Below are 23,458 nucleotides of genomic sequence, written 5' to 3'. Positions count from 1 at the left end.
CCAATCTATTCAATGGACGCGGACTATAGCGGTCAGTGCATCCGGCGTCGAGACTGCTGGCGCCCCGATGGCCCACCCCATGGGGCGCTCATAGCAACGAGTGTCGATTATGACACATCTGACCGCGTCTGGAGGCCTGTTTACGCCCGCCGGACTTCGTTGTCCCGCTCGCCCGGTCAGCCATCCCTGTCAAGCGGGATCGCCGTCCGGCGCACGACGGGCCGGATGGCGAAGGAGGATTTCATCCTGAGCACACCGGGAAGCCGGGCCAGGTGATCGCGGTGGATGCGTTCGAAATCCACCGGGTCCTCGGCGGTCAGCCTCAGGATATAATCCGCGTCGCCCGCCATCAGGAAACACTCCATGATTTCACCGGAGCGGGCCACGGCGCGTTCGAAATTTTCCAGCGTCTCGCGCGACTGGCCGGTCAGGGAGATTTCGACGAAGATATCCATGCGCCGTCCCAGCTTGCGCTGGTCCAGAAGCGCCACGTATTTCTCGATGATGCCGGCCTCTTCCAGGGCCCGCATGCGGCGCAGACAGGCGGAAGCGGACAGGCCCACCTGTTCGGCTAGATCCGCATTGGCGATGCGGCCGTCGCTTTGCAGGACATCGAGGATTTTCCGGTCGAGACGATCGAGGTTCATTTGCTGCATCGCACATGTTGCTGGATTTCAGGCTATGTTCGGCGGAATATTTGAACATTCAACGAAATGACGCAAGAAAATTGCAGAACGTGCTTTCAATGCTGGTGATTACGCAAGCACATGCGGCGCCTGCAGGCGTACACTCTTTGCCAACAACAACGCTTCCAGAGGAGACGGGATAATGCGCATTGGTGTGCCGAAGGAAATCAAGAACCATGAATACCGGGTCGGTCTGACTCCCGACAGCGTTCATGAGATGGTCGCTCACGGGCATGAGGTGGTCGTGGAGACCAATGCCGGCGCCGGTATCGGGGCAAGCGATGCGGATTACGAGGCTGCCGGCGCGAAAATCCTGCCGGGCGCGCGGGACGTCTTCGACGCGGCGCAGATGATCGTCAAGGTGAAGGAGCCTCAGGCCGCCGAACGCGCCATGCTTCGTCCCGACCATATCCTCTTTACCTACCTGCATCTGGCGCCGGATGCGGCCCAGACCGCAGATCTGGTGAAGTCCGGTGCGACCTGCATTGCCTATGAGACGGTTGTGGATGCGCGCGGCGGCCTGCCGCTGCTGGTGCCCATGTCGCAGGTCGCGGGCCGTCTGTCGGTGACCGCCGGAGCTACAGCGCTGGAAAAGGCGCATGGCGGCTCCGGGATCCTGATCGGCGGCGTTCCCGGTGTGGAGCCGGCGAAGGTGGTGGTGATCGGTGGCGGTGTCGTCGGCTCCCATGCCATCACCATGGCGATCGGCCTGGGCGCGGATGTCAGGGTGCTTGACCGCAACACCGCGGTTCTGGGCAATCTGGCCCAGATTTTCGGCCCGGCCCTGACGACCATCTATTCCACCAAGGCGGCTCTGGAAGCCCAGGTGCTGGCCGCCGATCTGGTGATCGGCGCCGTTCTGGTCGCCGGCGCAGCGGCGCCGAAACTGGTTTCCGCCGATCTGGTGCGCCGGATGAAGCCGGGCTCCGTGCTGGTGGATGTGGCCATCGATCAGGGCGGCTGCTTTGAAACGTCAAAGGCGACGACCCATTCCGATCCGACCTATATTGTTGACGAGGTCGTGCACTACTGCGTTGCCAACATGCCGGGCGCCGTACCGAAGACATCCACCCATGCGCTGAACAACGCCACGCTGCCCTTCGCTCTGGCGCTTGCCGACAAGGGCGCGAAAAAGGCTCTCCTCGACGACCCGCATTTCCTGCCGGGCCTGAATGTGTATCAGGGGCAGGTGACTTGCGAAGCCGTCGCCTCCGCGCTCGGCTACGACTACCTGGCTCCGGAAACCGCGCTTGCCCGCGACAAGACCACCCGGGCGGCGTGAAGCGAACTGGGAAGACAAGCCGGCCGGGGGCCGGCCTGTCTGTTTCAGGAGCAGGATTTTTTGAGGGTGCTGATCTGCGAACGGCTCTTCGTCAGAACGAAGGGGATCTTTCCGGAGGCTAGGTTAAAAACGTCACCCTTGCAGGTTTGCCTCACATTGCGCTTGAAATCGGCCGTCAGCCGGCACTTCAAGCCGCCGCCCAGTTCTTTCGTGACCGGGTTGTAGCTATTCTTAGGATACCCGAAGCAGATCAGGTTTCCGTCCATCTTGGTTGTCCATCTGCCGGGCAGGCTGCCGGTGTTGCCCGGGTACCAGAGGGAGGTGCGACCGGACTTCGAGAAATACTCGACTTGAACGCCATGCGCTTGATTGTAGAACAGGATCGTGTTTCCGCCGAGATCGGTCGGAACATCAGCGCCGGTCTGGCAGGCGCCGGCGAGCATCGACAGCGCGAGTGCGGGTAGAATTTTCTTTAAAAACATGATTTGCCAATAGTCTGGAATACTGAGTGACTGAATGTCCCATATGAGTATTCGGTTTCAGCCATGTGTGGCAAGCGGGAAGTGGTGTATCTCTCTCGGGCTGTCGGCTATGGGCAACGCACCTTGTAGGGCGTGCCGTATTCGTCCTGCGCGATGCAGTTGCGCGGAGTGGTGACCACGCCGATGAGGCCGCCGCCGATGGCGCCGAGAGCCGCGCCCGCCAGTGATGCGTTCACAGTCGATCCGGCGACGGCGCCGATGGTGGCACCCGTCGCGGCTCCAAGACCGGCGCCGATCAGCATCCGGTCCCTCTGGCTTTCGGTGTTGACGCATCCGCTCAGCAAGAGCACGAGCGCCGTGGCGGCAAGGATGGATTTCATCCGGAATCCTTTGGCGAAGATAGACGTCCGCCAAAGGTGGCCACTTATGGTTAACAGATCCTTACCGGGACCCGGTTATCCAAGGATACGGCGTGCCGGTTACGGGCAGGCGACCCTGAAGGGATTGCCGTTGCGGTCATAGGCTACGCAGTTTTTCGGTGCCGTGGCGCCGCCGACGATGGCGCCACCCGCGCCGCCGATCGCGGCTCCGACCAGGGCAGGGCCGACGCCGCCACCGGCAGCAGCGCCGATGATGGCGCCCGTCGCTGCACCAAGACCGCCGCCGACAAGCGCACGGTCTCTCTGGCTGTCGGATTGGCAACCTGCCAGCAAGGCCGCCGCAGCGGTAATCATAAGTATTTTCTTCATCACATACTTCCTGGCGGTAAAGTCACCGGTATAAAATGCGTGTCTCATTCACTTAAGAGCACTTACGGGCAAGCGACACGGTAAGGGTTGCCGTATCGGTCATAAGCGACACAGTTTTTCGGTGTCGTGGCACCGCCGACGATCGCACCGCCGGCTCCGCCGATCGCCGCACCTACAAGCGCACCGCCGACATCGCCCGTGGCGGCGGCACCGATTGCAGCGCCGGTCGCGGCACCCAGACCGCCGCCGATAAGGGCGCGGTCACGCTGACTGTCGGACTGACATCCGGCGAGCGCAAGGCCGACCGCTGCGAGCAGAACAAGCTTCTTCATAGAATCATTCTCCCTTCCGGACCGCGTATCACGGTGCGTTCTTCCGAATTCGTATCACCGAAGGTAAGCTGCTTTGCATTCGCGGGCAAACGCTCATTGCCGCAACCGGCCAGCGGTGAAAAAGTATTCCGATCAGAGTTCTTCAACGTTGTGAACCAGATAGGCTACGTGGGGCAGAAATAAGGCGGACTTTCACGCTCTATAACGCGTGGTTTCTTAAAAGGTTCCTAACGCTCAGCTTTTGAGTGCGGCCAGCAGGCCCCTGGTGGAGGAATCCTTCGAATCCGCCGGGACGTCTCCCTTGACCATCGGCAGCAGGGCCGTGGCGAGTTCCTTGCCGAGTTCGACGCCCCACTGGTCGAATGAATTGATTTCCCAGATAACGCCCTCGACGAAGACGCGATGCTCGTAAAGGGCGACAAGACGGCCGAGCGCATAGGGCGTGAGCATGTCGTAGACCAGCGTAATGGAGGGCCGGTTGCCCGGAAAGACCTTGTGGGGCGCCAGACGCTCGGCGTCTTCGTCATGCATTCCCGAGGCCCCGAGCAGCGCCTTTGCCTCCTCCAGCGTCCGGCCCAGCATCAGGGCTTCGGACTGGGCGAGACAATTTGCGACCAGAAGGTCGTGATGATGTTTCAGATCGTCTTCATGGCCGTTGGCGGCCACAAGAAACTCGCACGGGATCACGGTCGTGCCCTGGTGCAGGAGCTGATAGAAGGCGTGCTGGCCGTTCGTGCCGGGTTCGCCCCAGACCAGCGGTCCTGTTTCCTGGCTCACCGGGCTGCCGTCAAGCTTCACCCGCTTGCCGTTGGATTCCATGTCGAGCTGCTGCAGATAGGCGGGCAGCCGGGCCAGGCGCTGGTCATAGGGCAGGATCGCGCGGGACGAAAGACCGAGCGCATCGCGGTTCCATATCCCGATCAGGGCCATCAGAACCGGAAGGTTCTCTTCAAGGGGCGCCTGCCTGAAGTGGGTATCGAGCGCGTGCGCGCCTTCCAGGAAGTCGTCAAAGGCGTCGGGTCCGACGGCGATCATCAGCGGCAGGCCGATGGCGGACCACACGGAATAGCGCCCGCCGACCCAGTCCCAGAAACCGAAGACGCGGGCTTCGTCGATGCCGAAGGCCGCGACCTTGTCGAGCGCTGTGGAGACGGCCGCGAAGTGATCGCCCACGGCGTCTTCACCCAGGGCACCGGCAATCCATTTACGCGCGGTCTGCGCATTGGTCATCGTCTCGATGGTGGTGAAGGTCTTGGAGGCGACGATGATCAGCGTGGTTGCCGGGTCCAGCTTTTCCAGCGTATCTGCGATATGGGCGCCGTCCACGTTGGAGACATAATGCAATTCCGGACCGTCGTGATAGGGGGCCAGCGCCAGCGTGGTCATGGCCGGGCCGAGATCGGAACCGCCGATGCCGATGTTGACGACATCGGTGAACGCGTCTCCCGTGGAAGAGGTGAGCTCGCCGGAGCGGATCGCTTCGGAAAAATCCGCCATGGCATCCAGCACGGCAATGACATCGGGCATTACATCTTCGCCATCGACCAGCACGGGATCGCCGGACCGGTTGCGCAGGGCGGTATGCAGCACCGCGCGCTTTTCCGTACCGTTGATCTTTTCGCCCGCGAACATCGCCGCGCGCCTGCCTTCGACATCGGCCGCCCTGGCGAGCGCGATCAGCAACTCGAATGCTTTGGCATCGATCCTGGACTTGGAGTAGTCGAGAAGGAGATCGTCGCAGCGGACGCTGAACGTCTCGAACCGGGCGGGGTCAGCGGCGAACAGGTCCCGGAGCGTGGTGTCTTTCAGCTTTTCAGCCTGCCGGCCGAGTGAGACAAAAGCTGCTTCGAGCGCCATGAAAAAATCCCCTGAAATCGATCGAATTCACCTGGATCGGCGTCTTTGCGGACACCGCGCATCAGATAGCACAGCAATTTCTCAAGGGGGAGAAGAAATTCCAAGGGGCCGGAGGAGCGGACCGGAAGGGACGCCGGAACAGGCGGCGCGTTTCACGGTCGAGTTCCATGGCAGCCATCCCTGGCAATGTTACAGTAGATTAGATTTGAGGAAAGTCGCTCGGACCGGCACGTTGACCTGCTAAAATTACGGATATGTATTTCTACAAGCGAGAAAACACAGAAAAAGACGGGTTCATTAAGTAAATTTCAAGCGATGTCACAGTAAAGTTGTTGCATGAGCGCGGACAACAACAAACACAGCCTTGCCCATCTTCAAGACCAGCCGGATGCGGAAGAAGAAGCCCTCGTGGTGGATTTCGACAATCTGGCCGTCATCAATGTCGTGGTTTCCAATGTCAGCGAATGGGGATGCCGCCTGACGTCGGTGGACATCAGTGAACTCTACAAGAATGTCGGCATCCGGGTCGGGGATACGGGCAGGCTGATGAAGGCACAAGTGACTTCAGTAAGAGGCAACGACGCGGCCGTTCTTTTCCTCAAGACTGACAAGATCGTCACCGACAAGCGCCGCGAAAAGCGCAACAACGTCAATATTCCGGTCAAGGTCGCCGATCTTGAAGGGATCACCGAGATCAGCGGTATTATCGTCGATGCCGGCAAAAACGGCTGCCGGATTTCCGCCAAGGGACTTGCCGCGCTTCCCGAGGAAGTGGTCCTGAGCATGGGGAAAATCGAGAGGCCGGTGATTGCCGAATTCGCCTGGCGGACGGCGAATGCCGCCGGCCTGCGCCTTTTGTGGAACCGGACACTTGAGGAATTCAGCAACGACGAGGAAACTCAGGACGCCTGAACAAAGGCGTTCTGCCTGCCGGCCGGCTCAACCTGCATTCGTCTTCCACACGCCGGGGGCTCCGCTCAGCCCTTGAGGCCCGCCGCTGCGCGCGCACGCTCCTCTATGCCTGTCCAGTCTTCAGAGGCAATGGCCTTGGCATCGGCGATCCAGGATCCGCCGACACACAGCACGTTGGGCAGCTTCAGATAGTCCGGAGCCTTGTCCAGGCTGACGCCGCCGGTCGGACAGAATTTCGCCGCAGCGAGAGGTGAGGACAGCGATTTAAGGTAGGAAGCGCCGCCTGCCTGTTCCGCGGGGAAGAACTTCAGCCGCTCATAACCGCGCTCCAGCAGGAACATGACTTCGGATGCCGTTGCCGCGCCGGGCAGCAGCGGAACGCTGTGCTGGTCCGCGGCATCGAGCAGCGCTTCCGTCGCGCCGGGGGAAACGACGAAACGCGCCCCGGCGGATACAGCCGCATCGTATTGTCTTGCGTCCAGCACGGTGCCCGCGCCGACAATGGCGCCTTCCACATGTTCGTTGACCGCGTCGATCGCTTCCAGGGCATGGGGGGTGCGCAGGGTGATTTCGATGGCAGGCAGACCGCCGCGCACCAGGGCCCGGGCCATGGGAACGGCTTTTTTCGGATCTTCGACGATCAGAACCGGAATGACCGGTGCCGCGCACATCACTTCTTCGATTTTCGCTTTGTCCTGGGCCAACTCTGCCTCCTGGTTCTTTTGGTTTCGCTCAGTTGCCGAAGACGTGCGCGCCTGTGTCGGCCGTGCCGACATTGTTGCGGAAGGCGGCGAAAAGATCGCGGCCGACACCGAAATGATGGTGGCTCAGGTCGGCCTTGGCAGGCGCGCGGGCGTTGAATTCAGCTTCATCGACCAGAACCGTCAACTGGCCGCTGACCGCATCCACCCGTATCATGTCGCCGTCACGGATCTTCGCGATAGGGCCGCCGTCAGCGGCTTCCGGCGTCACATGGATGGCGGCCGGGACCTTGCCGGACGCGCCGGACATGCGGCCGTCGGTGATCAGCGCAACCCTGTAGCCACGGTCCTGCAGGATGCCAAGGCAGGGGGTGAGCTTGTGCAGTTCCGGCATGCCGCAGGCCTTGGGGCCCTGGAAACGAACCACGGCGGCAACGTCGCCGGTGAGTTCCTTGTTGTTGAAGGCGGTCAGGAAGTCGTTCTGGTCGTGAAAGACGCGCGCGGGCGCTTCGATGATATGGCGTTCCCTGGCGACGGCCGAGATCTTGATAACGGCCTTGCCCATGTTGCCGGTCAGCATCTTCAGGCCGCCGGTCGGCTGAAAAGCCTTGGAGAAAGGGGCCAGCACCGCTTCATCGCCGGACATCGCCGGGACTTCTTCGCGTGTCACATTGCCGTTCGCATCGAGTTTGGCTTCCACGGTGTACCCGGAGAGATCCGTGCCGTGGACGGTCTTCACGTCCTGATGCAGATAGCCTTCGCCGAGGAGTTCGCGGATCAGGAAGGCAAGCCCGCCGGCTGCCTGGAAATGGTTCACGTCCGCCTTGCCGTTCGGATAAACGCGGGCCAGCAGCGGCACCACGTCGGAGAGGTCCGAGATGTCGTCCCAGGTGAGGCGGATACCGGCCGCCGCGGCTATGGCGACCAGATGCATGGTGTGGTTGGTGGAACCGCCCGTGGCATGAAGGCCGACGACGCCGTTGACGATCGCCTTTTCATCGATGATTTCGCCCGCCGGGGTGTATTCGTTGCCGAGCGCCGAGATGGCGAGGGCGCGCTTGGCGGCCTCCTTGGTCAGGGCATCGCGCAAGGGGGTGCCCGGATTGACGAAGGAGGCGCCCGGCATGTGCAGGCCCATGATCTCCATCAGCATCTGGTTGGAATTCGCCGTGCCGTAGAAGGTACAGGTGCCCGGGGAATGGTAGGCTTTCGACTCGCTTTCCAGAAGCGCGTCGCGGCCGACCTTGCCTTCCGCATAAAGCTGGCGGACCTTGGACTTGTCGTCGTTCGAAATGCCGGTTGTCATCGGACCGGCTGGAATGAACACCGTCGGCAAGTGACCGAAGGACAGGGCGGCAATCGCAAGGCCCGGCACGATCTTGTCGCAGATGCCCAGGAACACAGCCGCGTCGAACATCTGGTGCGACAGGCCGACGGCCGCCGCCATGGCGATCACGTCCCGGGAGAACAGCGACAGTTCCATGCCGTCCTGGCCCTGGGTGACGCCGTCGCACATGGCCGGAACGCCGCCGGCGACCTGCGCCACGGCGCCGACCTCATGCGCCGCCTGCCGGATCAGCGCCGGATAGGTTTCGTAAGGCTGGTGCGCCGACAGCATGTCGTTGTAGGCGGTGATGATGCCGAGGTTGGGAACGACATCGCCGGCAAGCGCCTGTTTGTCGGAAAGCCCGCAGGCGGCAAACCCGTGCGCGAGGTTGCCGCAGGAGAGGCGGGACCGCTGCGGGCCCTGCTCAGCCGCCTTGCCGATCCGCTCCAGATAGGTGGAACGGCTGTCGTGGCTGCGTTTGACGATCCGTTCGGTGACGTCGCCGATGCGGTCCTGGATGGTCATGGCTTCAAATCCTTTGCTAACCGGAAACCGGTCTGGCTGCGCTTGCACGGACAAATAGGGCGCGCGTGCCCTTTTGCAGCTCGCTGATCGATTTAAGAGACAAGGGGCTCAGGGCAGCGCGGTCCCCACAGCTTTCTCTTATTTCCCGTCGTCTTCCGTCCAGGTGCGGCCGTCCCGCTCCACCAGCGCGATTGAGGCCGAGGGACCCCAGGTGCCGGACGTATAGCCCTTCGGCAGGTTCTTCGAGGAAGCCCAGGCGCTCTGGATCGGGTCGATCCACGCCCAGGCCGCGTCCACTTCGTCGCGACGCATGAAGAGCGTCTGGTTGCCGCGGATGACGTCCATGATCAGGCGCTCGTAAGCATCCGGATTGCGCACCTTGAAGGCGTCGGCGAAGCTCATGTCGAGCGGAACCTGGCGCAGGCGCATGCCGCCGGGGCCGGGGTCCTTGATCATGATCTGCATCTGCACGCCTTCGTCCGGCTGCAGGCGGATGATCAGGCGGTTCGCGGTGATCGCACCGGCCTCCGCGTCGAAGATGGAATGCGGGATGGGCTGAAACTGAACGACGATCTCCGAAACCCTCTGCGCCAGGCGTTTGCCCGTGCGCAGGTAGAACGGCACGCCGGCCCAACGCCAGTTGGCGATCTCCGCCTTCAGGGCAACGAATGTCTCCGTCCGGCTTTCGTCATTGCCGAGTTCGTCCAGATAGCCCGGAACGGCGCCGCCCGCGGAAGCCCCGGCCCGGTACTGGCCGCGGACGGTCATCTTGTCCACGTTGTGTTCGTCGATCGGGGCAAGCGCCTTGAGCACCTTCAGCTTCTCGTCGCGGACGCTGTCCGCGTTCATGGATTCCGGCGGCTCCATGGCAACGAGGCAGAGAAGCTGCAGCAGGTGGTTCTGGATCATGTCGCGCAGGGCGCCCGCGGTGTCGTAGTAACCGGCCCGTCCGCCGACGCCGAGCGATTCAGCGACGGTGATCTGGACGTGATCGATATGGGCGGCGTTCCAGAGCGGTTCGAAAAGCGCGTTGGCGAAACGCAGGGCCATGAGGTTCTGGACGGTTTCCTTGCCCAGATAATGGTCGATACGGAAGATCTGTTCTTCCTTGAAGACGGAACCAACCGTTTCGTTCAACGCCTTCGCCGAGGCTCCGTCCTTGCCGATCGGCTTTTCGATCACGACGCGGGAATGGTCGTTGACCGCGCCGGCCTTGCCCAGGTTTTCGCAGATCGTGCCGAAAAGATCGGGGCCAACGGCCAGGTAGAACGCCCGCACGACGTCCGTCCGTTCGTCCAGGATCGTCTTGAGGTCGTCAAAGCCCTCACCGGACGCAACGTCGATTTTGACATAGCGGAGACGGTCCAGAAACAGCGACAGATGCTCGTCGTCCAGATCCTTGACGTGTTCCTTGAGCGCCGCCTTGGCGTAGTTCCGGTAATCATCGTCCGTGTAGTCGCGTCGAGCGCTGCAGATGATGCGGGCATTTGCCGGGAGCTGACCGTCGGCATCCCTGTGATAAAGGGCCGGCAGCAGCTTGCGGTGGGCAAGGTCCCCGGATGCTCCGAATACGACCAGATCGAACTCTTCAACTTCGATGACGCGTACCGCCATAATCACACCCCTTCTAAGCAGCAGACCCAGATGCCGTGATCGGATTCGATCCGGGTTTTAAATCGGTTTAATTTCCTTGTCAGCCCCTCATTTCAAGGTAGCCCATTCTTTTTCCAGTTCGCCCCGCGTGGGAAGGTCGGCCCCGCGCCGCGAACAGGTGACGGCGGCGGCCTTCACCGCGAACCCGACAAGCCGCGACAGCTTCGCTTCGTCAAGGGCCGTGAGCATGTTCCTGTCGGTCGCACCGAGTTCCTTCAGGCCGGCCAGAAGCGCGGCCTGGAACGTGTCGCCTGCGCCGACTGTGTCTTCGACCTTCACTGTAACACCCGGGCAACTGATCTCGGTATTGTGCGTAAAGGCCGTTGCGCCATCCGGTCCCCTGGTGACGATGACAAGCCCGGCGCCAAGCGACAGCCAGTTGCGGGCAATCTCACCGGGATCTTCGCCCGGCGCGATCTGGGCCAGATCCTCATCGCTGACCTTGACGATGTCGGTGAGGGGCACCAGAGCTTCGGTATTTGCGCGCCAGCGCGCCATGTCTGGCACTACGGTAGGGCGTATGTTGGGATCGAACGAGACCAGCGTGTTGCCCTTTTCGCGCCCGATCAACGCCTTGAACGCCGTGGCGACCGGTTCCACTAGGGCGGTATAAGAGCCGATATGCAGAAACATTGGCGGTTCGGCAAAGGTGGGCAGATCGTCGGCCGTTACCATCCGGTCCGCCGCGTCGGCGCCATAGAACGTATAGGCGGGATGGCCGTGATCGTCTTTCTGGACCACACTCAGGGTGGTCAGGTAAGCGGTCCTGAGAATATGCCGGTCCGAGACACCTTCGTCGCGAAGTTTCTGGATCAGTCTTTCGCCGAACGCATCTTTCGAGATGCCGCCGAAAAAGGCGGCCTCTTCGCCCAGCCGGGCGAGGCCCGTGGCGACATTGAACGGCGAACCGCCGATCCTGGCATCGAAGGTAAGACCGTCGCCGGTCGTGGATCCGCCAAAGAGATCGAACAGGGCTTCGCCGCAAATCAGAAACATCAATTATCCATACAGTTCGTCGGTTGTTCGAAAGGTACCGGCCGGAGGGGATTCTCAGAGCATTGTCCGCGTTCGGCGCATCTTGCGTCCGGGCGAACGCAGACATGACGCTCCAGAATCTTGAGACCGATCAACTCGGCTGCTTTCTGACGTTTTTGGATGAAAGCAGGCTCGTCAGGTGTTTATTGCCAGCGTTTTCAAAAGGCAATGGTTCGGGCTGCGGGATAAATAGGCAACCGGTCATGCCGCGCGGCTCTCCGGCGGGTCCATCGCACCTGTCATGATGGCCACGGCGTCGGACATGGAAAAATCCGCGGGCCTGATGACGCAGGCGCGCTGGCCGAGCCGATGAATGTGAATGCGGTCGGCGACTTCGAACACATGCGGCATGTTGTGGCTGATCAGCACGATCGGCAGGCCACGGGCTCTCACGTCCTTGATCAACTCCAGCACACGTCGGCTTTCCTTCACGCCGAGTGCGGCCGTCGGTTCATCCATGATCACAACCTTGGAACCGAATGTGGCGGCGCGGGCCACGGCGACCCCCTGGCGCTGGCCGCCGGAAAGGGTCTCCACCGCCTGGTTGATGTTCTGGATGGTCAAAAGCCCGAGCTCGTTGAGCTTGTCACGGGCGATTTCCTCCATCTTCCTGCGGTCGAGCTGCCGCAGCCACTTGCCGCGGAAACCGGGTTTGCGAATTTCGCGGCCCATGAACATGTTGTCCGTGATCGACAGGGCCGGTGACATGGCGAGGGTCTGGTAGACGGTCTCGATCCCCGCTTCGCGCGCGTCGATGGGCGAGGTGAAGTGCACCGGCTTGCCATCCAGCAGGATTTCGCCGCTGTCGGGTTGCACAGCGCCGCTGAGAGCCTTGATGAGCGTCGATTTCCCCGCGCCGTTGTCGCCGATCACGCCGAGGATTTCGCCCGGATAGAGTTCGAAATCGGTATGGTCCATGGCCACGACGCGGCCGTAGCGCTTGACCAGATTGCGCGCTTGCAGAACAGGTTCCATCACACCGATACCTTTCTGATCCATTGGTCGACCGCGACCGCCGCGATGATCAGCAAGCCGATAAGCAGGTAGGTCCATTGCGCGTCGGCGCCGAGCAGGCGCAGACCGAGCGTGAACACACCGACGATCAGGGCGCCGAACAGGGTGCCCAGAACGGATCCTCTGCCGCCGAAGAGCGATATTCCGCCGATCACCACGGCGGTGATGGACTCAATATTGGCGAGCTGGCCGCTGGTCGGCGAGACCGAGCCGATACGTCCGATCATTGCCCAGCCGGCGAAGGCGCAGATGAGCCCGGAAAGCATGTAGACGGAAATCAGGGTCTTTTTGACCTGCACGCCCGACAGCTTTGCGGCTTCCGGGTCGTCGCCCACCGCATAGACATGCCGGCCCCATGCGGTCTGGCGCAGCGCGTAGGCAAGCACCAGCACCAGAAGCACCATGAAGATGACGCCATAGGTGAAGACCGCTCCGCCGACATTCACCTTGTTGCCGAAAAACTGCAGCAGGGGAGCGGTACTGGAGATGTCCTGCGAGCGGATGGTCTCATTGGCCGAATAGAGGAAATTCGCCGCCAGAACGATCTGCCACATGCCGAGCGTGACGATGAAGGGCGGCAGCTTCACGACCGCGACCAGGAACCCGTTGATGTATCCGCACAGAGTGCCGCAGAGAAGGCCGCAGACGATGGAGATCTCGACCGGCAGGCCATAGCGGAAAGTGAACTGACCCATGACGACCGAGGACAGCACCATGATCGCGCCGACGGACAGGTCGATCCCGGCGGTCAGGATGACCACGCTCTGCGCGGCGGCGACGATACCGACAATCTGCACCTGCTGCAGGATCAGGGTGAGCGCGAAAGGCGAAAAGAATTTCGACCCGAGCAGGAGACCGAACACGGCAATGGAAAGAACCAGAACCACAAGTGGCACCAGTGACGGGGTCTGGTGCAGCGAGTGCTGGATCCTGTACCCAAATCCATGATGGTGATCGTCGAACGCCGCGACGGCCCTGGGACCGGAAGCCGCCGCGGTTTCGAAATCCGCCGGTCCCCCGGGTGTTGGCCCGCCCGTTGTTTTCGTGTCTGAGTTCATGCCCGTAACCCTCCCAAAAACCGGTCGGAAAGGGGCAGGGTTGCCCATGCCCCCTCCCGGTATCGTCTCAAGCCGGGCTTAGCCCCAGCACAGGTCCGTGCCCTTCGCGGTGTCGATGGACTCCACGCCGTCGACCGGCTTGTCGGTAACCAGGGCGACACCGGTGTCGAAGAAGTCCTTGCCGGGAGTAGGTTCAGGCTTCGCGCCACTGTCGGCCCAGGTCTTGATGGCTTCAATGCCCAGCGAGGCCATCAGCAGGGGGTATTGCTGCGAGGTTGCGCCGATAACGCCGTCCTTGACGTTCTGCACGCCGGGGCAACCGCCATCGACCGAAACGATCAGAACGTCGTTTTCGCGTCCGATCGACTTGAGCGCCTCGTAGGCTCCCGCGGCGGCGGGCTCGTTGATGGTGTAGACGACATTGATCGACTGATCCTTGGCAAGAAGGTTCTCCATGGCACGGCGGCCACCTTCCTCATTGCCCTGGGTCACGTCGTTGCCGACGATGCGCGGATCGGTTTCGTCACCCCATTTGTTCGGATCGCCAAGCTCGATGCCGAAGCCCTGCAGGAAACCCTGGTCGCGCAGCACACCGACGGTCGGCTGGCTGATGGCCAGGTCGAGCATGGCGATCTTCGCATCGGCGGCCTTGTCGCCGAGGCTGGACGCCGCCCATTTGCCGATCAGTTCGCCGGCCTTGAAGTTGTCGGTCGCGAAGGTCGCGTCCGCCGCGTCGATCGGGCTCAGCGGGGTGTCCAGCGCGATCACCAGAATGCCGTTGTCGCGGGCCTGCTGAACGGCCGGGACGATCGAGGATGTGTCGGATGCGGTGAGCAGGATACCCTTGGCACCGTCCGCGATGCAGGTTTCGATGGCGGCGACCTGGGTTTCATGATCGCCGTCGATCTTGCCTGCAAAGGATTTCAGTTCAATGCCCAGCTCCTCCGCCTTGGCGGTCGCGCCCTCTTTCATTTTCACGAAGAACGGATTGGTGTCCGTCTTGGTGATCAGGCAGGCGGTAATGTCGGCGGCGGCGGCCGGGACGGCCGTCATGACGGCAAGGATGGACCCCGTCGCGAGTAATTTGCGGATCATTTCGTTTCTCCTCCCTGGCCATTGTTCAGTCGGAACGGTCGGGCGTGGCCAGATGTGATCCCAACCGTGCTGCCCGTGCCGGAAAACCGGCACGATCCTCCGTGCGCCCGGCTCCGGCGGGGCCGGTGTCTTTCCCGCCCGTCAGGATCGCGGCGCGCGGCGAGAAGTTGAAAAATTGCGGCAGGCTGGCCGCTCCGATCGCACCCGCATCATGTCCGAAGCTGCCGATCTGGATATCCGGTGACTTGCGCATCTCGGGAGCGGTCGCCTCGACGGCGATTTTCAGGGCCTGGCGGAACCTTTCGCGGAAGGGCTCCTCGAGATCCCCGTCGATGACCACCAGCGGCATGTCGAGAAGCGAGAAGGCGGAGCGCAGGGCCAGGGCCAGGGCGGCGACGCAATCTTCCATCCATTCCTCGAACCTGGCCTTGCTGCGTTCAAAGGCGTGGTGCAGATCCTTACGGCTCATATCGGGAAAGTTGCCAGGATCCAGATGACGGGCCAGCGACACCAGAGAGGCGCGGGAAAGCAGAAGATCCCAATTGTGCCTGGAAGGCGGGGCGGTCGGCAGGCTGCTGGGGGGGACGGGTATCATCGCCACATCCGCCGCATTGCCTGTCTTGCCCCGGACCACATCGCCCTTCAGTATCAGGCCTCCGCCGATGGCCGGTCCGAGAAACAGGTAGAGGAAGTCGTCCTTTTGCCGTCCAAGGCCGTAGAAAAGTTCGGCCACGGCGGCGGCGGTGCCATCGTTCTCGCTGAAGACGGGTAAGCCTGTGGCTTCCTCAAGCGCCCCGGCGAGGTCGAAATCTTCCCACTTCCTGAAGTCCGCTTCCGGCAGGCCAAGCTCGTGCAGCCAGGCCCCGAGATTGAATGGCTGCGCCAGTCCTATCCCGGTGATGCGGGCCCGATCCTGTTCGCTCAGGTGTCCGCGCAGACTGTCGAGATCTTCCACAAGGATTTCCAGCGCCTGCCCGGGGGCGGGCAGGATCCTGTCATGGAGGCGCCGGTCGATGATCCGGCCGGCGAAATCCATCAAAACCGTTTCCATGTTGGTCCGGTCCAGCCGGACACCGAAGGAAAAGGCGCCCGATGCGGCGAGCCGCAGAATGGTTGCCGGCTGTCCCCTGCTGCCGTCATGGCGCTTGCCGGCCTCGACGATCAGACCCTCTTCGATCAGGTCCTGGATGATGGCGCCGATGGCCGCGTTGGTGAGCTGCACCGCCCGGGCGAGTTCGGCCTTGGAGGCTTCGCCGGCACGCCGCAGAATCTGCAGGACGATGCGCTCGTTATAACGCCGCAACTGCGCGGAATTCGAACCGCGGCCGCTTTTGCGGATCTCCTCCAACGCTCTCGCTCCTCCAGCGTGCGCCCGTCATTTCCGACGGGTCGATAATAACTTATTTTGATTAAATTATTTGCCTGCGGCCCGGTTCTGTCAATTCGAATTTGCGTTTGCGTTGCAGCGTTTCGTGTTGTCCTGCGGTAAGTCGCTGACTGAAATATCCTATTTTTCCGCCGCCGGATTTCAATTTCTGCCGTTAGGTAAGATTTTCGGGCGAGCCGGCCGCAAGGAAATGTTCATCTCGTGCCCGGATCGTTGGCAGGCGAGGCGCCGGTGATGTCCGGGGGGAGGGAATCGCGCCGAAAGCGTTGATAGCAGGCGCAAGTTCCGTATTGTCGGGGACATAACAGGAATCGGAGAGAATATTTATGCCGGTCAAACATGATGAAGCGTTTCTTGCTCGCGCGATTGCCGCCGGCTCGGGCGAAATCACCGCCGATCTGGTGGTCAAGGACGTCCGTCTCTTCAGTGTGATCGACGGCAGCACGGTTGACACCGATATCGCAATCGTGGGCGACCGGATTGTCGGCACGCATGGGCAATATAGCGGCGAAATCACCGTGGATGGCAAAGGACTGACAGCGGTTCCCGGCTTCATCGACACCCATCTTCATGTCGAATCGTCTCTCGTCACACCGTTTGAATTCGACCGCTGCGTGCTGCCGCACGGGGTCACCACGGCAATCTGCGATCCGCACGAGATCGCGAATGTGCTCGGTGCGCAGGGTATCCGCTATTTCCTCGACAGTTCGGTTGAGACGGTGATGGACCTGAAGGTCAATCTGTCCTCCTGCGTTCCGGCCACGGCATTCGAGACCGCCGGCGCCTGTCTGGAAATCGAGGATCTTCTGCCGTTCCGGAACCATCCCAGTGTCATCGGTCTTGCGGAATTCATGAACTTTCCCGGAGTTCTGGCGCGCGATCCCAAGGTGCTTGCCAAGCTCGCCGCGTTTCAGGACGGCCATATCGACGGCCATGCGCCCCTGCTTGCGGGGCTGGGGCTCAACGGCTATCTGTCCGCCGGCATCCGCACCGACCATGAAGCCACCTCGGCGGAAGAGGCGCTCGAAAAGCTGTCCAAGGGCATGACCATCCTGATGCGGGAAGGGTCGGTCTCGAAGGATCTGGAGGCACTGGCGCCGATCCTGACGCCGGACATGTCAGCCTTCGTGGCCTTGTGCACCGATGACCGCAATCCGCTGGACATCGCCGAGGAAGGCCATCTGGACAGCATGATCCGCCGCCTGATCGCCAAGGGCATAAGACCGCTGGACGCCTACCGGGCGGCGAGCTGGTCGGCGGCCAATGCGTTCGGCTTGAAGGATCGGGGCGTGATCGCTCCAGGCAAGCGGGCGGACATTGCGCTTCTGAACGATTTTGAAGACTGCCGTGTCGCCGAGGTTATCAGTGGCGGCGTTCTGGTCCGTGACGAGGTGTTCGCCGGACGCACTATCGTTGCACCCGTCGGCCTCGACAGCGTCAAGGTAGGTCCGGTCACCGCGGAAAAATTCGAAATTCCGGCCCGCAACAGCGAAGCGGATGTCATCGGTGTCGTTCCGGGCAGGATCATCACCGAGCACCTTAAACGAACCCTGCCGGTTGCCGGCGGCAAGACGCTGGCCGATCTGGATCAGGACGTGCTCAAGGTGGCCGTCGTCGAGCGCCACAAGGGCACCGGAAATATCGGCCTGGGCTTCGTCAACGGCTTCGGCATGAAGCGGGGCGCGATTGCCTCCTCCGTCGGTCACGACAGCCACAATATCTGCGTCGTCGGGGCAGACGAAGAGGCCATGGCGCATGCGGTCAACCGGGTGATTGCGATGAAAGGCGGTTTCGCGGTGGCCGACAGCGACGGGGTCAAGGCGGAACTTGCCCTGCAGCTTGCCGGTCTGATGAGCCTGGAACCGTTCGAGACCGTGAAGTCCGACCTTGAAAAGCTGCGCGCCGCCGCCAAGGAGCTCGGCTGCACCCTTGCGGAGCCTTTCCTTCAGGTGGCCTTCCTGCCGCTTCCCGTCATTCCTCATCTGAAGATTACCGATTTCGGCATGTTCGACGTCAACAGGTTTGAACTGATCGAGCAGGGATCCTGACCCGGGGAAACCAGAAAAGGGGGGCGTCCGTCATGATCTTGACCCTCGCGGTCTCCGGTTATCGTTCCTTGCGTGATCTTGTCCTGCCGTTGGACCGGATCACGCTGGTGACCGGTGCCAATGGCAGCGGCAAATCGAGCCTCTACAGGTCGATCCGCCTGCTGGCAGATGTTGCGCAGGGGCAGGCGATTGCCTCGCTGGCCGCGGAAGGGGGGCTGAACTCAACGCTTTGGGCTGGTCCGGAGGCGTTCTCGCGGGCGATGAAAATGGGCGAGCAGCCGGTGCAGGGAACTGTCCGCAAGGGCGTTGTCAGCCTGAAGCTCGGATTCGCCGACGAAGACTACGGCTACGCCATCGATCTTGGCCTGCCGGCCGATGCGGGCCGCTCGATGTTTTCCATGGATCCGGAGATAAAGGTCGAGGCCCTGTGGGCCGGGGAGGCCTTGTCGCGGTCGAATGAGATTGCCAGCCGCAACGGTCCGACCGTGCGCGTGCTGAACGGCCAGGGGCAGAGAATACCGGTTTTTCAGAACCTCGCCCGGTTCGACAGCATGATGACCCATGCCGCGGATCCCAAAGACGGGCTTGAGCTGCTGGTGATGCGCGAGCGCATGCGCGCATGGCGGTTTTACGATCATCTGAGGACCGACCGGGACGCGCCGGCCAGATTTCCGAAGATCGGCACCAGGACGCCGGTTCTCAGCGGCGACGGTGGCGATCTGGCGGCAGCGCTTCAGACCATTCTGGAGATTGGCGACGAGCGCTCGCTCGCGGATGCGATCGACGACGCTTTTCCGGGAGCCGGCATCGAGATTTCCGTCAATGACGGATATTTCGAACTGCTGATGCGGCAAAAGGGGCTGCTCAGGCCGCTCAGGGCGAGCGAGCTGTCGGACGGCACGCTGCGCTATCTGCTGCTGACGGCGGCGCTTTTGTCGCCAAGGCCGGCGCCGCTCGTCGTATTGAACGAACCGGAAACCAGCCTTCACCCGGCTCTTCTGGAACCTCTCGCGCGTCTTATCGGCCGGGCGGCGCAAAAGACTCAGGTGATCGTCGTTTCGCACGCGCAGCCTCTGGTGAGCGAACTGGCATCCGAACACGGCTGCGTCCGGTACGATCTGCGCAAGGAACTTGGCGAAACAGTTGTGGACGGCGCCGATGCACCCAAATGGAACTGGCCGAAGCGATAATTTCCCGCTAGCGCGGTGTGATCGATAAGTTTTTGAATTGGTGGAACTATTGCCAACTGTTACAGGCGGCTTATCTAAGTGTGATGTTTGTTCCGCCGTAAAAAATGAGCGGGTGTCGCTGCGTCGCGAGTTGACGCGAACGGAAGCTTGCGTCATGTCAGAAGGACCCCAAAGAGGTGACGCTTTGCCGGCGCCCGGGTGCGATGGAGGAAGGAATTTCCGGGAAGATCTTTGAATCTCCGGGAATTTCAGGATCGCAGCCGAACCGCGCGGTAACGCGATAAAGACGCGTTGGAGAACGTAATGACGACTGCGGAGGAGTGGACCGCGGCCTTCAGGCCCCGTCCGGTACACGAATATCTGGAAGAAACTGTCGCGAAATTCGGCTCGCGGCCTGCCGCCGACTTCATGGGCAAGGGCTGGACCTATGCCGAACTCGGTAAGCTGGTGGACAGCACGGCAGCCGGGCTTCAGGCCATGGGCGTGGGGCCGGGCGTTCATGTCGGACTGTGCCTGCCGAATACGCCCTTTTACACTATCTTCTATTTCGCGATCCTCAAGATCGGCGGCACGGTCGCCAATTTCAATCCGCTTTATGTCGAACGTGAAATCGCCTTCCAGGCGCGCGATGCGGATGTGCGCATCATGGTGACGATGGATCTGAGGGTGATCTATGACAAGGTCGAGCGGGTCCGCGAGGAACGAGGGCTCGACAAGATCATCGTCTGTCCGATGAGCTTCTGTCTTCCGACCGTCAAGAAGGTGCTGTTCGCTCTGTTCAAGCGCAAGGAAATCGCCGCTATCGCCGAGGACGAGGCGCATATCCGCTTTGCCGACCTGCAAACCAGGGGCGCGCATCCGGCACCGGTGGAAATCGACCCGGCCGAGGCCATCGCGGTACTGCAATATACCGGCGGCACCACGGGCGTTCCCAAGGGAGCGATGCTGACCCACAAAAACCTTTCGGCGAATATCGAGCAGATGCGCTGCGTGTTCGAAAAGGCGCAGCCCGGAGAGGAGCGGATGCTTTGCGTGCTGCCGTTCTTCCACGTGTTCGCCATGACGGTGGCGCAGAACCTGTCGATCATCCTGGGCGCGGAAATGGTGCTGCAGCCGCGCTTCGAGCTGAAGGCGCTGTTAGAAGCGATCAAGCGCAAGAAGGTGACGCTGTTTCCGGGCGTGCCGACCATTTACACCGCGATCAACAATTCGACCCTGACCGCGAACTACGATCTTTCCAGCATCAACCTGTGCCTGTCGGGTGGTGCGCCGCTTCCCGTGGAGGTGAAGGAGAGTTTCGAAAAACTCACCGGCTGCATTCTCGCGGAAGGCTACGGCCTGACGGAAACGTCCCCCGTGGCCGCTGTCAATCCGCTGGACAGGAGCTGCCGCGCGGGCTCCATCGGCCGGCTGGTTCCAGGGACAAAGGCGCGTTTTGTCAGCATCGAGGACCGGACGAGCGAAGTCGGCAAGGGCGAGAAGGGCGAATTGCTGCTCCACGGTCCGCAGGTCATGAAGGGCTACTGGAAGCGGCAGGACGCGACAGCGGACAGCATTACCGAAGACGGTTACCTGCATACCGGCGATGTCGGTTACCAGGACGGCGACGGGTTCATTTATCTGGTCGACCGGATCAAGGACCTGATCCTGTGCTCCGGCTATAACGTTTATCCGCGTGTCATCGAAGAAGCGATCTATCTGCATGAGGCCGTCGACGAGGTGATCGTCATCGCCATTCCGGACGAATATCGCGGCCAGTCGCCCAAGGCCTTTATCAAGCTGAAGGAAGGCTGTTCCACCACGGCCGTCGACATGAAAACCTTCCTGAAGGACCATCTGTCGACCATCGAAATGCCGCGGGAATTCGAGTTCCGCGACGAGTTGCCGAAGACCATGGTCGGCAAATTGTCGAAAAAGGAACTGGTCGAGGAAGAAACCAGAAAACGGGCGGGCATTGACGCCGGGGCCGCCTGAGCACGAAGCCCGGACCCTTCAGAACCCGGTCGCTTTGAAATGAATGTTAAGGGCTTTTTTGCACTGCTTGTTGAGTCTGCCGTCCCGGACCTGATCCGGAACCTGCCGAGCCTGGCGGCTGAGGCCCCGGCTCAAGGCCGGGGCGGCCTTCCTATCTATTGCCTTACGCTCTGACCAAAGATTTCTATCAGTTGTTATACCCGCGCCCGTCGGCGGCGCGGGCGAGTTCGCGGCCGCGTTTGGCTTCCCGGCGCACGGTATAGATTGACGCCGCGATAATGACGGCGGCACCGATCAGGGTTTCGAGCCGTGGCCACTGGCTGAAGACCAGCGCTCCGAAGATGGTCGCATAGAGAAGCCGCGTGTAATCGAGGGAGGCGATGGCCGTGGCCTCTCCCGCCTTGAAGGCCTGAATGTTGGCCATCTGGGCGGCCCAGGACACGATGCCGACCAGGAGCAGCAGTCCCCATTCCACCAGGGTCGGCGCTTGCCAGGTGAGCGCGGCGGGAACCAGCATGATCAACCCGACCCCGAAGGCCTGATAGGTGAGGATGGTGACCGGCGCGTCGGTCCGCGTCAGTATGCGCACCACGATCATCACCATGCCGGCGCAGGCCGCCCCCGCGATGGCGGACAGGGCAAAGGGATCGATCAGGCCTTCACCATCGGGACGCAGCATCAGGAGAACACCGAGGAAACCGACGATGGTCGCGCCCCAGCGGTGTATTCCTACCTTTTCGCCGAGCAGCCAGATGGCGAAGATCGTCAGGAAGAAGGTTTTGGAAAAGCTGATCGCGGTCGCGTCGGCCAGCGGCAGCTCGATGATGGCCGTGAACCCGAACAGCATGGCCGCTGTCGCGAAAACGATACGGGTGATCTGGAGGCCCGGACGTTTCGTTGCCAGGGATGTGGGCAGACCGCTGAGGATTTTGGGGGCGACGATGACCAGCATGATCGCCTGACGGACGACGAGGATCTGAAAGACGCTGAGGTCCTGGCCGACAAACTTGATCAGCGTGACCATGATGGAAAACAGGAAAGCCGCCAGCAGGATCCAGATTGCGCCGACGGTGTTGGACGGCAGATGCCCGGTCAATTCGGCAAACTTCCTGTTAAGGCGGTTACCGTGTGGGGGGGCGGAGACGCCGGCAGCCTGGGACGGCTCCGGATCTTTCTGGTGCATATCCATGTTGGGTCCTGGCCCGGAAGCCTCGTGGAAGGGCCGGCGCAACGTGCGCCCGGGCAATGGTGAGTGTCAGGTCGGGCATTTGGTAGCGATTGGATCAACTTACCGTTTTTCAAGAAGAAGGAAAGAGGGGGTACGCAAGTTTGCCTTTCCGCTGGGGATGGACCTAAATATCGGATGCCGCAGCCAATCCAGGGAGGAACGAGATGCGCAAGATCCAGACCCAGGGTATTCATCACATCACCCTGGTCGGTGCCGACCGGCAGACATCCATCGATTTCTGGGAGGGGCTCCTGGGCATGCCATTCGTGTTCGAACAACCCAATCTGGACAATGCCGAGCAGAGCCATCTCTATTTCGATCCGGGCGACGGCCGGCTGATCACCATCTTCACCAGCGAGGACCGCAAACCGGATGCAAGCCCTGCGCCCCAGACGATGGGCTGCGTGCATCATCTGGCGCTGGATGTCTCGCAGGCGACCTTCCGGCAGATCGCCGAACGGCTCGATGCGCGCGGGATCGACCATAGCGGACCGGTGGATCGCGGGTTTATGGATTCTCTCTATTTCCGAGATCCGCTCGGTTTCCTGATAGAGCTCGCAAGCTACCGGTTCGTACCGCCCGCAGGCGTGCTGATAGGCGAGGTCATGCTGGAGGCCCACAAGCTGCGGGTGGCGCGCGGCGACTACAACATTCAGGAAGTGCACCTTGCGGATGCGATCGAGAACCTGACGAGAGAGACCCGTCGCAGCCTGTCCGACGACAGGGAGCCAAAGAATCCCTATTCCGGGTAGGTTGGTTTTCCGCCGCTGTTTTCTGCCACGCGATGTGCCTTTTGGACCGCCGGCCGGGCAAGGTTGCGGGGAGCGGTCAGGGGATGCCCGGGCCGGACTAACCCAACGGAAGGCGGCGACAGGAACCGTAACCATATTGCGCTTGTTTCGGCGTCATGTAATGGTCTCATG

Annotated in this window: 21 protein-coding genes; 6 read left to right on the top strand and 15 right to left on the bottom strand. The window is 61.6% G+C overall.

What is annotated here, in order from left to right; translation table 11 throughout:
• Nucleotides 1-176: 176 nt before the first annotated feature.
• Nucleotides 177-647 (bottom strand): Lrp/AsnC family transcriptional regulator, encoded by a 471-nt coding sequence (locus tag CLV41_RS22205; RefSeq protein WP_103224785.1) that lies wholly within the window; start codon nucleotides 645-647, stop codon nucleotides 177-179.
• A 181-nt stretch (nucleotides 648-828) separates the two neighbouring features.
• Between CLV41_RS22205 and ald the strand changes: the two genes are divergently transcribed.
• Nucleotides 829-1,968, top strand: a complete 1,140-nt coding sequence (gene ald, locus CLV41_RS22200; RefSeq protein WP_103224674.1) for an alanine dehydrogenase — start codon at nucleotides 829-831, stop codon at nucleotides 1,966-1,968.
• A gap of 44 nt (nucleotides 1,969-2,012) precedes the next feature.
• Here ald and CLV41_RS22195 read toward each other — a convergent pair whose 3' ends face one another.
• The 5 genes from CLV41_RS22195 to pgi all read right to left on the bottom strand — a co-directional run bounded on the left by CLV41_RS22195 (nucleotide 2,013) and on the right by pgi (nucleotide 5,388).
• Nucleotides 2,013-2,450 (bottom strand): hypothetical protein, encoded by a 438-nt coding sequence (locus CLV41_RS22195; protein WP_103224673.1) that lies wholly within the window; start codon nucleotides 2,448-2,450, stop codon nucleotides 2,013-2,015.
• A gap of 107 nt (nucleotides 2,451-2,557) precedes the next feature.
• The gene (locus tag CLV41_RS22190) at nucleotides 2,558-2,830 is read right to left on the bottom strand and encodes a glycine zipper domain-containing protein (RefSeq protein ID WP_103224672.1); all 273 of its coding nucleotides are present in this window, start codon (nucleotides 2,828-2,830) and stop codon (nucleotides 2,558-2,560) included.
• A 99-nt stretch (nucleotides 2,831-2,929) separates the two neighbouring features.
• Nucleotides 2,930-3,199: a lipoprotein gene (locus CLV41_RS22185; protein ID WP_103224671.1), complete on the bottom strand. Its 270-nt coding sequence runs from the start codon at nucleotides 3,197-3,199 to the stop codon at nucleotides 2,930-2,932.
• Nucleotides 3,200-3,261: 62 nt separating this feature from the next.
• Nucleotides 3,262-3,531, bottom strand: a complete 270-nt coding sequence (locus CLV41_RS22180; protein ID WP_103224670.1) for a glycine zipper domain-containing protein — start codon at nucleotides 3,529-3,531, stop codon at nucleotides 3,262-3,264.
• Between the two features lie 234 nt (nucleotides 3,532-3,765).
• Nucleotides 3,766-5,388, bottom strand: a complete 1,623-nt coding sequence (pgi, locus tag CLV41_RS22175; protein ID WP_103224669.1) for a glucose-6-phosphate isomerase — start codon at nucleotides 5,386-5,388, stop codon at nucleotides 3,766-3,768.
• 336 nt (nucleotides 5,389-5,724) lie between these two features.
• Here pgi and CLV41_RS22170 point away from each other — a divergent pair, with 336 nt between their 5' ends.
• On the top strand, nucleotides 5,725-6,300 hold the full coding sequence (locus tag CLV41_RS22170; protein WP_103224668.1) for a PilZ domain-containing protein: 576 nt from the start codon (nucleotides 5,725-5,727) through the stop codon (nucleotides 6,298-6,300).
• Nucleotides 6,301-6,365: 65 nt separating this feature from the next.
• Here the strand turns inward: CLV41_RS22170 and eda are convergent, their stop codons facing one another.
• The 8 genes from eda to CLV41_RS22130 all read right to left on the bottom strand — a co-directional run bounded on the left by eda (nucleotide 6,366) and on the right by CLV41_RS22130 (nucleotide 16,056).
• On the bottom strand, nucleotides 6,366-7,004 hold the full coding sequence (gene eda / locus CLV41_RS22165; RefSeq protein ID WP_103224667.1) for a bifunctional 4-hydroxy-2-oxoglutarate aldolase/2-dehydro-3-deoxy-phosphogluconate aldolase: 639 nt from the start codon (nucleotides 7,002-7,004) through the stop codon (nucleotides 6,366-6,368).
• 28 nt (nucleotides 7,005-7,032) lie between these two features.
• A complete protein-coding gene (edd, locus tag CLV41_RS22160) occupies nucleotides 7,033-8,853 on the bottom strand; it encodes a phosphogluconate dehydratase (protein WP_103224666.1) in 1,821 nt (606 codons plus the stop codon).
• A gap of 138 nt (nucleotides 8,854-8,991) precedes the next feature.
• Nucleotides 8,992-10,467: a glucose-6-phosphate dehydrogenase gene (gene zwf / locus CLV41_RS22155; RefSeq protein WP_103224665.1), complete on the bottom strand. Its 1,476-nt coding sequence runs from the start codon at nucleotides 10,465-10,467 to the stop codon at nucleotides 8,992-8,994.
• An 87-nt stretch (nucleotides 10,468-10,554) separates the two neighbouring features.
• Nucleotides 10,555-11,502: a carbohydrate kinase family protein gene (locus CLV41_RS22150; RefSeq protein ID WP_103224664.1), complete on the bottom strand. Its 948-nt coding sequence runs from the start codon at nucleotides 11,500-11,502 to the stop codon at nucleotides 10,555-10,557.
• 240 nt (nucleotides 11,503-11,742) lie between these two features.
• The gene (locus tag CLV41_RS22145) at nucleotides 11,743-12,540 is read right to left on the bottom strand and encodes an ATP-binding cassette domain-containing protein (protein WP_208987672.1); all 798 of its coding nucleotides are present in this window, start codon (nucleotides 12,538-12,540) and stop codon (nucleotides 11,743-11,745) included.
• Nucleotides 12,516-13,613 (bottom strand): ABC transporter permease, encoded by a 1,098-nt coding sequence (locus CLV41_RS22140; protein WP_103224662.1) that lies wholly within the window; start codon nucleotides 13,611-13,613, stop codon nucleotides 12,516-12,518. The genes CLV41_RS22145 and CLV41_RS22140 overlap by 25 nt, the downstream gene beginning before the upstream one ends.
• A 78-nt stretch (nucleotides 13,614-13,691) precedes the next feature.
• On the bottom strand, nucleotides 13,692-14,708 hold the full coding sequence (locus tag CLV41_RS22135; RefSeq protein WP_103224661.1) for a sugar ABC transporter substrate-binding protein: 1,017 nt from the start codon (nucleotides 14,706-14,708) through the stop codon (nucleotides 13,692-13,694).
• Nucleotides 14,709-14,733: 25 nt separating this feature from the next.
• Nucleotides 14,734-16,056 (bottom strand): ROK family transcriptional regulator, encoded by a 1,323-nt coding sequence (locus tag CLV41_RS22130; RefSeq protein ID WP_103224660.1) that lies wholly within the window; start codon nucleotides 16,054-16,056, stop codon nucleotides 14,734-14,736.
• A 365-nt stretch (nucleotides 16,057-16,421) separates the two neighbouring features.
• Here CLV41_RS22130 and ade point away from each other — a divergent pair, with 365 nt between their 5' ends.
• From ade to CLV41_RS22115, 3 genes are all read left to right on the top strand, one after another.
• A complete protein-coding gene (ade, locus tag CLV41_RS22125) occupies nucleotides 16,422-18,143 on the top strand; it encodes an adenine deaminase (RefSeq protein WP_103224659.1) in 1,722 nt (573 codons plus the stop codon).
• Between the two features lie 32 nt (nucleotides 18,144-18,175).
• Nucleotides 18,176-19,333, top strand: coding sequence for an AAA family ATPase (locus tag CLV41_RS22120; RefSeq protein ID WP_103224658.1), 1,158 nt, complete (start codon nucleotides 18,176-18,178; stop codon nucleotides 19,331-19,333).
• Between the two features lie 303 nt (nucleotides 19,334-19,636).
• Nucleotides 19,637-21,307: a long-chain-fatty-acid--CoA ligase gene (locus tag CLV41_RS22115; RefSeq protein ID WP_103224657.1), complete on the top strand. Its 1,671-nt coding sequence runs from the start codon at nucleotides 19,637-19,639 to the stop codon at nucleotides 21,305-21,307.
• Between the two features lie 187 nt (nucleotides 21,308-21,494).
• Here the strand turns inward: CLV41_RS22115 and CLV41_RS22110 are convergent, their stop codons facing one another.
• A complete protein-coding gene (locus CLV41_RS22110; protein ID WP_208987671.1) occupies nucleotides 21,495-22,490 on the bottom strand; it encodes a DMT family transporter in 996 nt (331 codons plus the stop codon).
• Nucleotides 22,491-22,699: 209 nt separating this feature from the next.
• Between CLV41_RS22110 and CLV41_RS22105 the strand changes: the two genes are divergently transcribed.
• Nucleotides 22,700-23,287: a VOC family protein gene (locus CLV41_RS22105; RefSeq protein WP_103224655.1), complete on the top strand. Its 588-nt coding sequence runs from the start codon at nucleotides 22,700-22,702 to the stop codon at nucleotides 23,285-23,287.
• The last annotated feature ends 171 nt before the right edge of the window (nucleotides 23,288-23,458 follow it).

It is taken from the genome of Roseibium marinum (genome assembly GCF_002906165.1).
GTDB classification, from domain to species: Bacteria; Pseudomonadota; Alphaproteobacteria; order Rhizobiales; family Stappiaceae; genus Roseibium; species Roseibium marinum.
Note: the sequence above shows the minus strand (reverse complement) of the source record. Positions and strands in the feature narration are given on the sequence as shown.

What these genes read in the sequence shown, in the direction of transcription:
- CLV41_RS22205 (WP_103224785.1), bottom strand. Translation starts at nt 647, where the DNA reads ATGAACCTCGATCGTCTCGACCGGAAAATCCTCGATGTCCTGCAAAGC.
- ald (WP_103224674.1), top strand. Translation starts at nt 829, where the DNA reads ATGCGCATTGGTGTGCCGAAGGAAATCAAGAACCATGAATACCGGGTC.
- CLV41_RS22195 (WP_103224673.1), bottom strand. Translation starts at nt 2,450, where the DNA reads ATGTTTTTAAAGAAAATTCTACCCGCACTCGCGCTGTCGATGCTCGCC.
- CLV41_RS22190 (WP_103224672.1), bottom strand. Translation starts at nt 2,830, where the DNA reads ATGAAATCCATCCTTGCCGCCACGGCGCTCGTGCTCTTGCTGAGCGGA.
- CLV41_RS22185 (WP_103224671.1), bottom strand. Translation starts at nt 3,199, where the DNA reads ATGAAGAAAATACTTATGATTACCGCTGCGGCGGCCTTGCTGGCAGGT.
- CLV41_RS22180 (WP_103224670.1), bottom strand. Translation starts at nt 3,531, where the DNA reads ATGAAGAAGCTTGTTCTGCTCGCAGCGGTCGGCCTTGCGCTCGCCGGA.
- pgi (WP_103224669.1), bottom strand. Translation starts at nt 5,388, where the DNA reads ATGGCGCTCGAAGCAGCTTTTGTCTCACTCGGCCGGCAGGCTGAAAAG.
- CLV41_RS22170 (WP_103224668.1), top strand. Translation starts at nt 5,725, where the DNA reads ATGAGCGCGGACAACAACAAACACAGCCTTGCCCATCTTCAAGACCAG.
- edd (WP_103224666.1), bottom strand. Translation starts at nt 8,853, where the DNA reads ATGACCATCCAGGACCGCATCGGCGACGTCACCGAACGGATCGTCAAA.
- zwf (WP_103224665.1), bottom strand. Translation starts at nt 10,467, where the DNA reads ATGGCGGTACGCGTCATCGAAGTTGAAGAGTTCGATCTGGTCGTATTC.
- CLV41_RS22150 (WP_103224664.1), bottom strand. Translation starts at nt 11,502, where the DNA reads ATGTTTCTGATTTGCGGCGAAGCCCTGTTCGATCTCTTTGGCGGATCC.
- CLV41_RS22145 (WP_208987672.1), bottom strand. Translation starts at nt 12,540, where the DNA reads ATGGATCAGAAAGGTATCGGTGTGATGGAACCTGTTCTGCAAGCGCGC.
- CLV41_RS22140 (WP_103224662.1), bottom strand. Translation starts at nt 13,613, where the DNA reads ATGAACTCAGACACGAAAACAACGGGCGGGCCAACACCCGGGGGACCG.
- CLV41_RS22135 (WP_103224661.1), bottom strand. Translation starts at nt 14,708, where the DNA reads ATGATCCGCAAATTACTCGCGACGGGGTCCATCCTTGCCGTCATGACG.
- ade (WP_103224659.1), top strand. Translation starts at nt 16,422, where the DNA reads ATGCCGGTCAAACATGATGAAGCGTTTCTTGCTCGCGCGATTGCCGCC.
- CLV41_RS22120 (WP_103224658.1), top strand. Translation starts at nt 18,176, where the DNA reads ATGATCTTGACCCTCGCGGTCTCCGGTTATCGTTCCTTGCGTGATCTT.
- CLV41_RS22115 (WP_103224657.1), top strand. Translation starts at nt 19,637, where the DNA reads ATGACGACTGCGGAGGAGTGGACCGCGGCCTTCAGGCCCCGTCCGGTA.
- CLV41_RS22110 (WP_208987671.1), bottom strand. Translation starts at nt 22,490, where the DNA reads ATGCACCAGAAAGATCCGGAGCCGTCCCAGGCTGCCGGCGTCTCCGCC.
- CLV41_RS22105 (WP_103224655.1), top strand. Translation starts at nt 22,700, where the DNA reads ATGCGCAAGATCCAGACCCAGGGTATTCATCACATCACCCTGGTCGGT.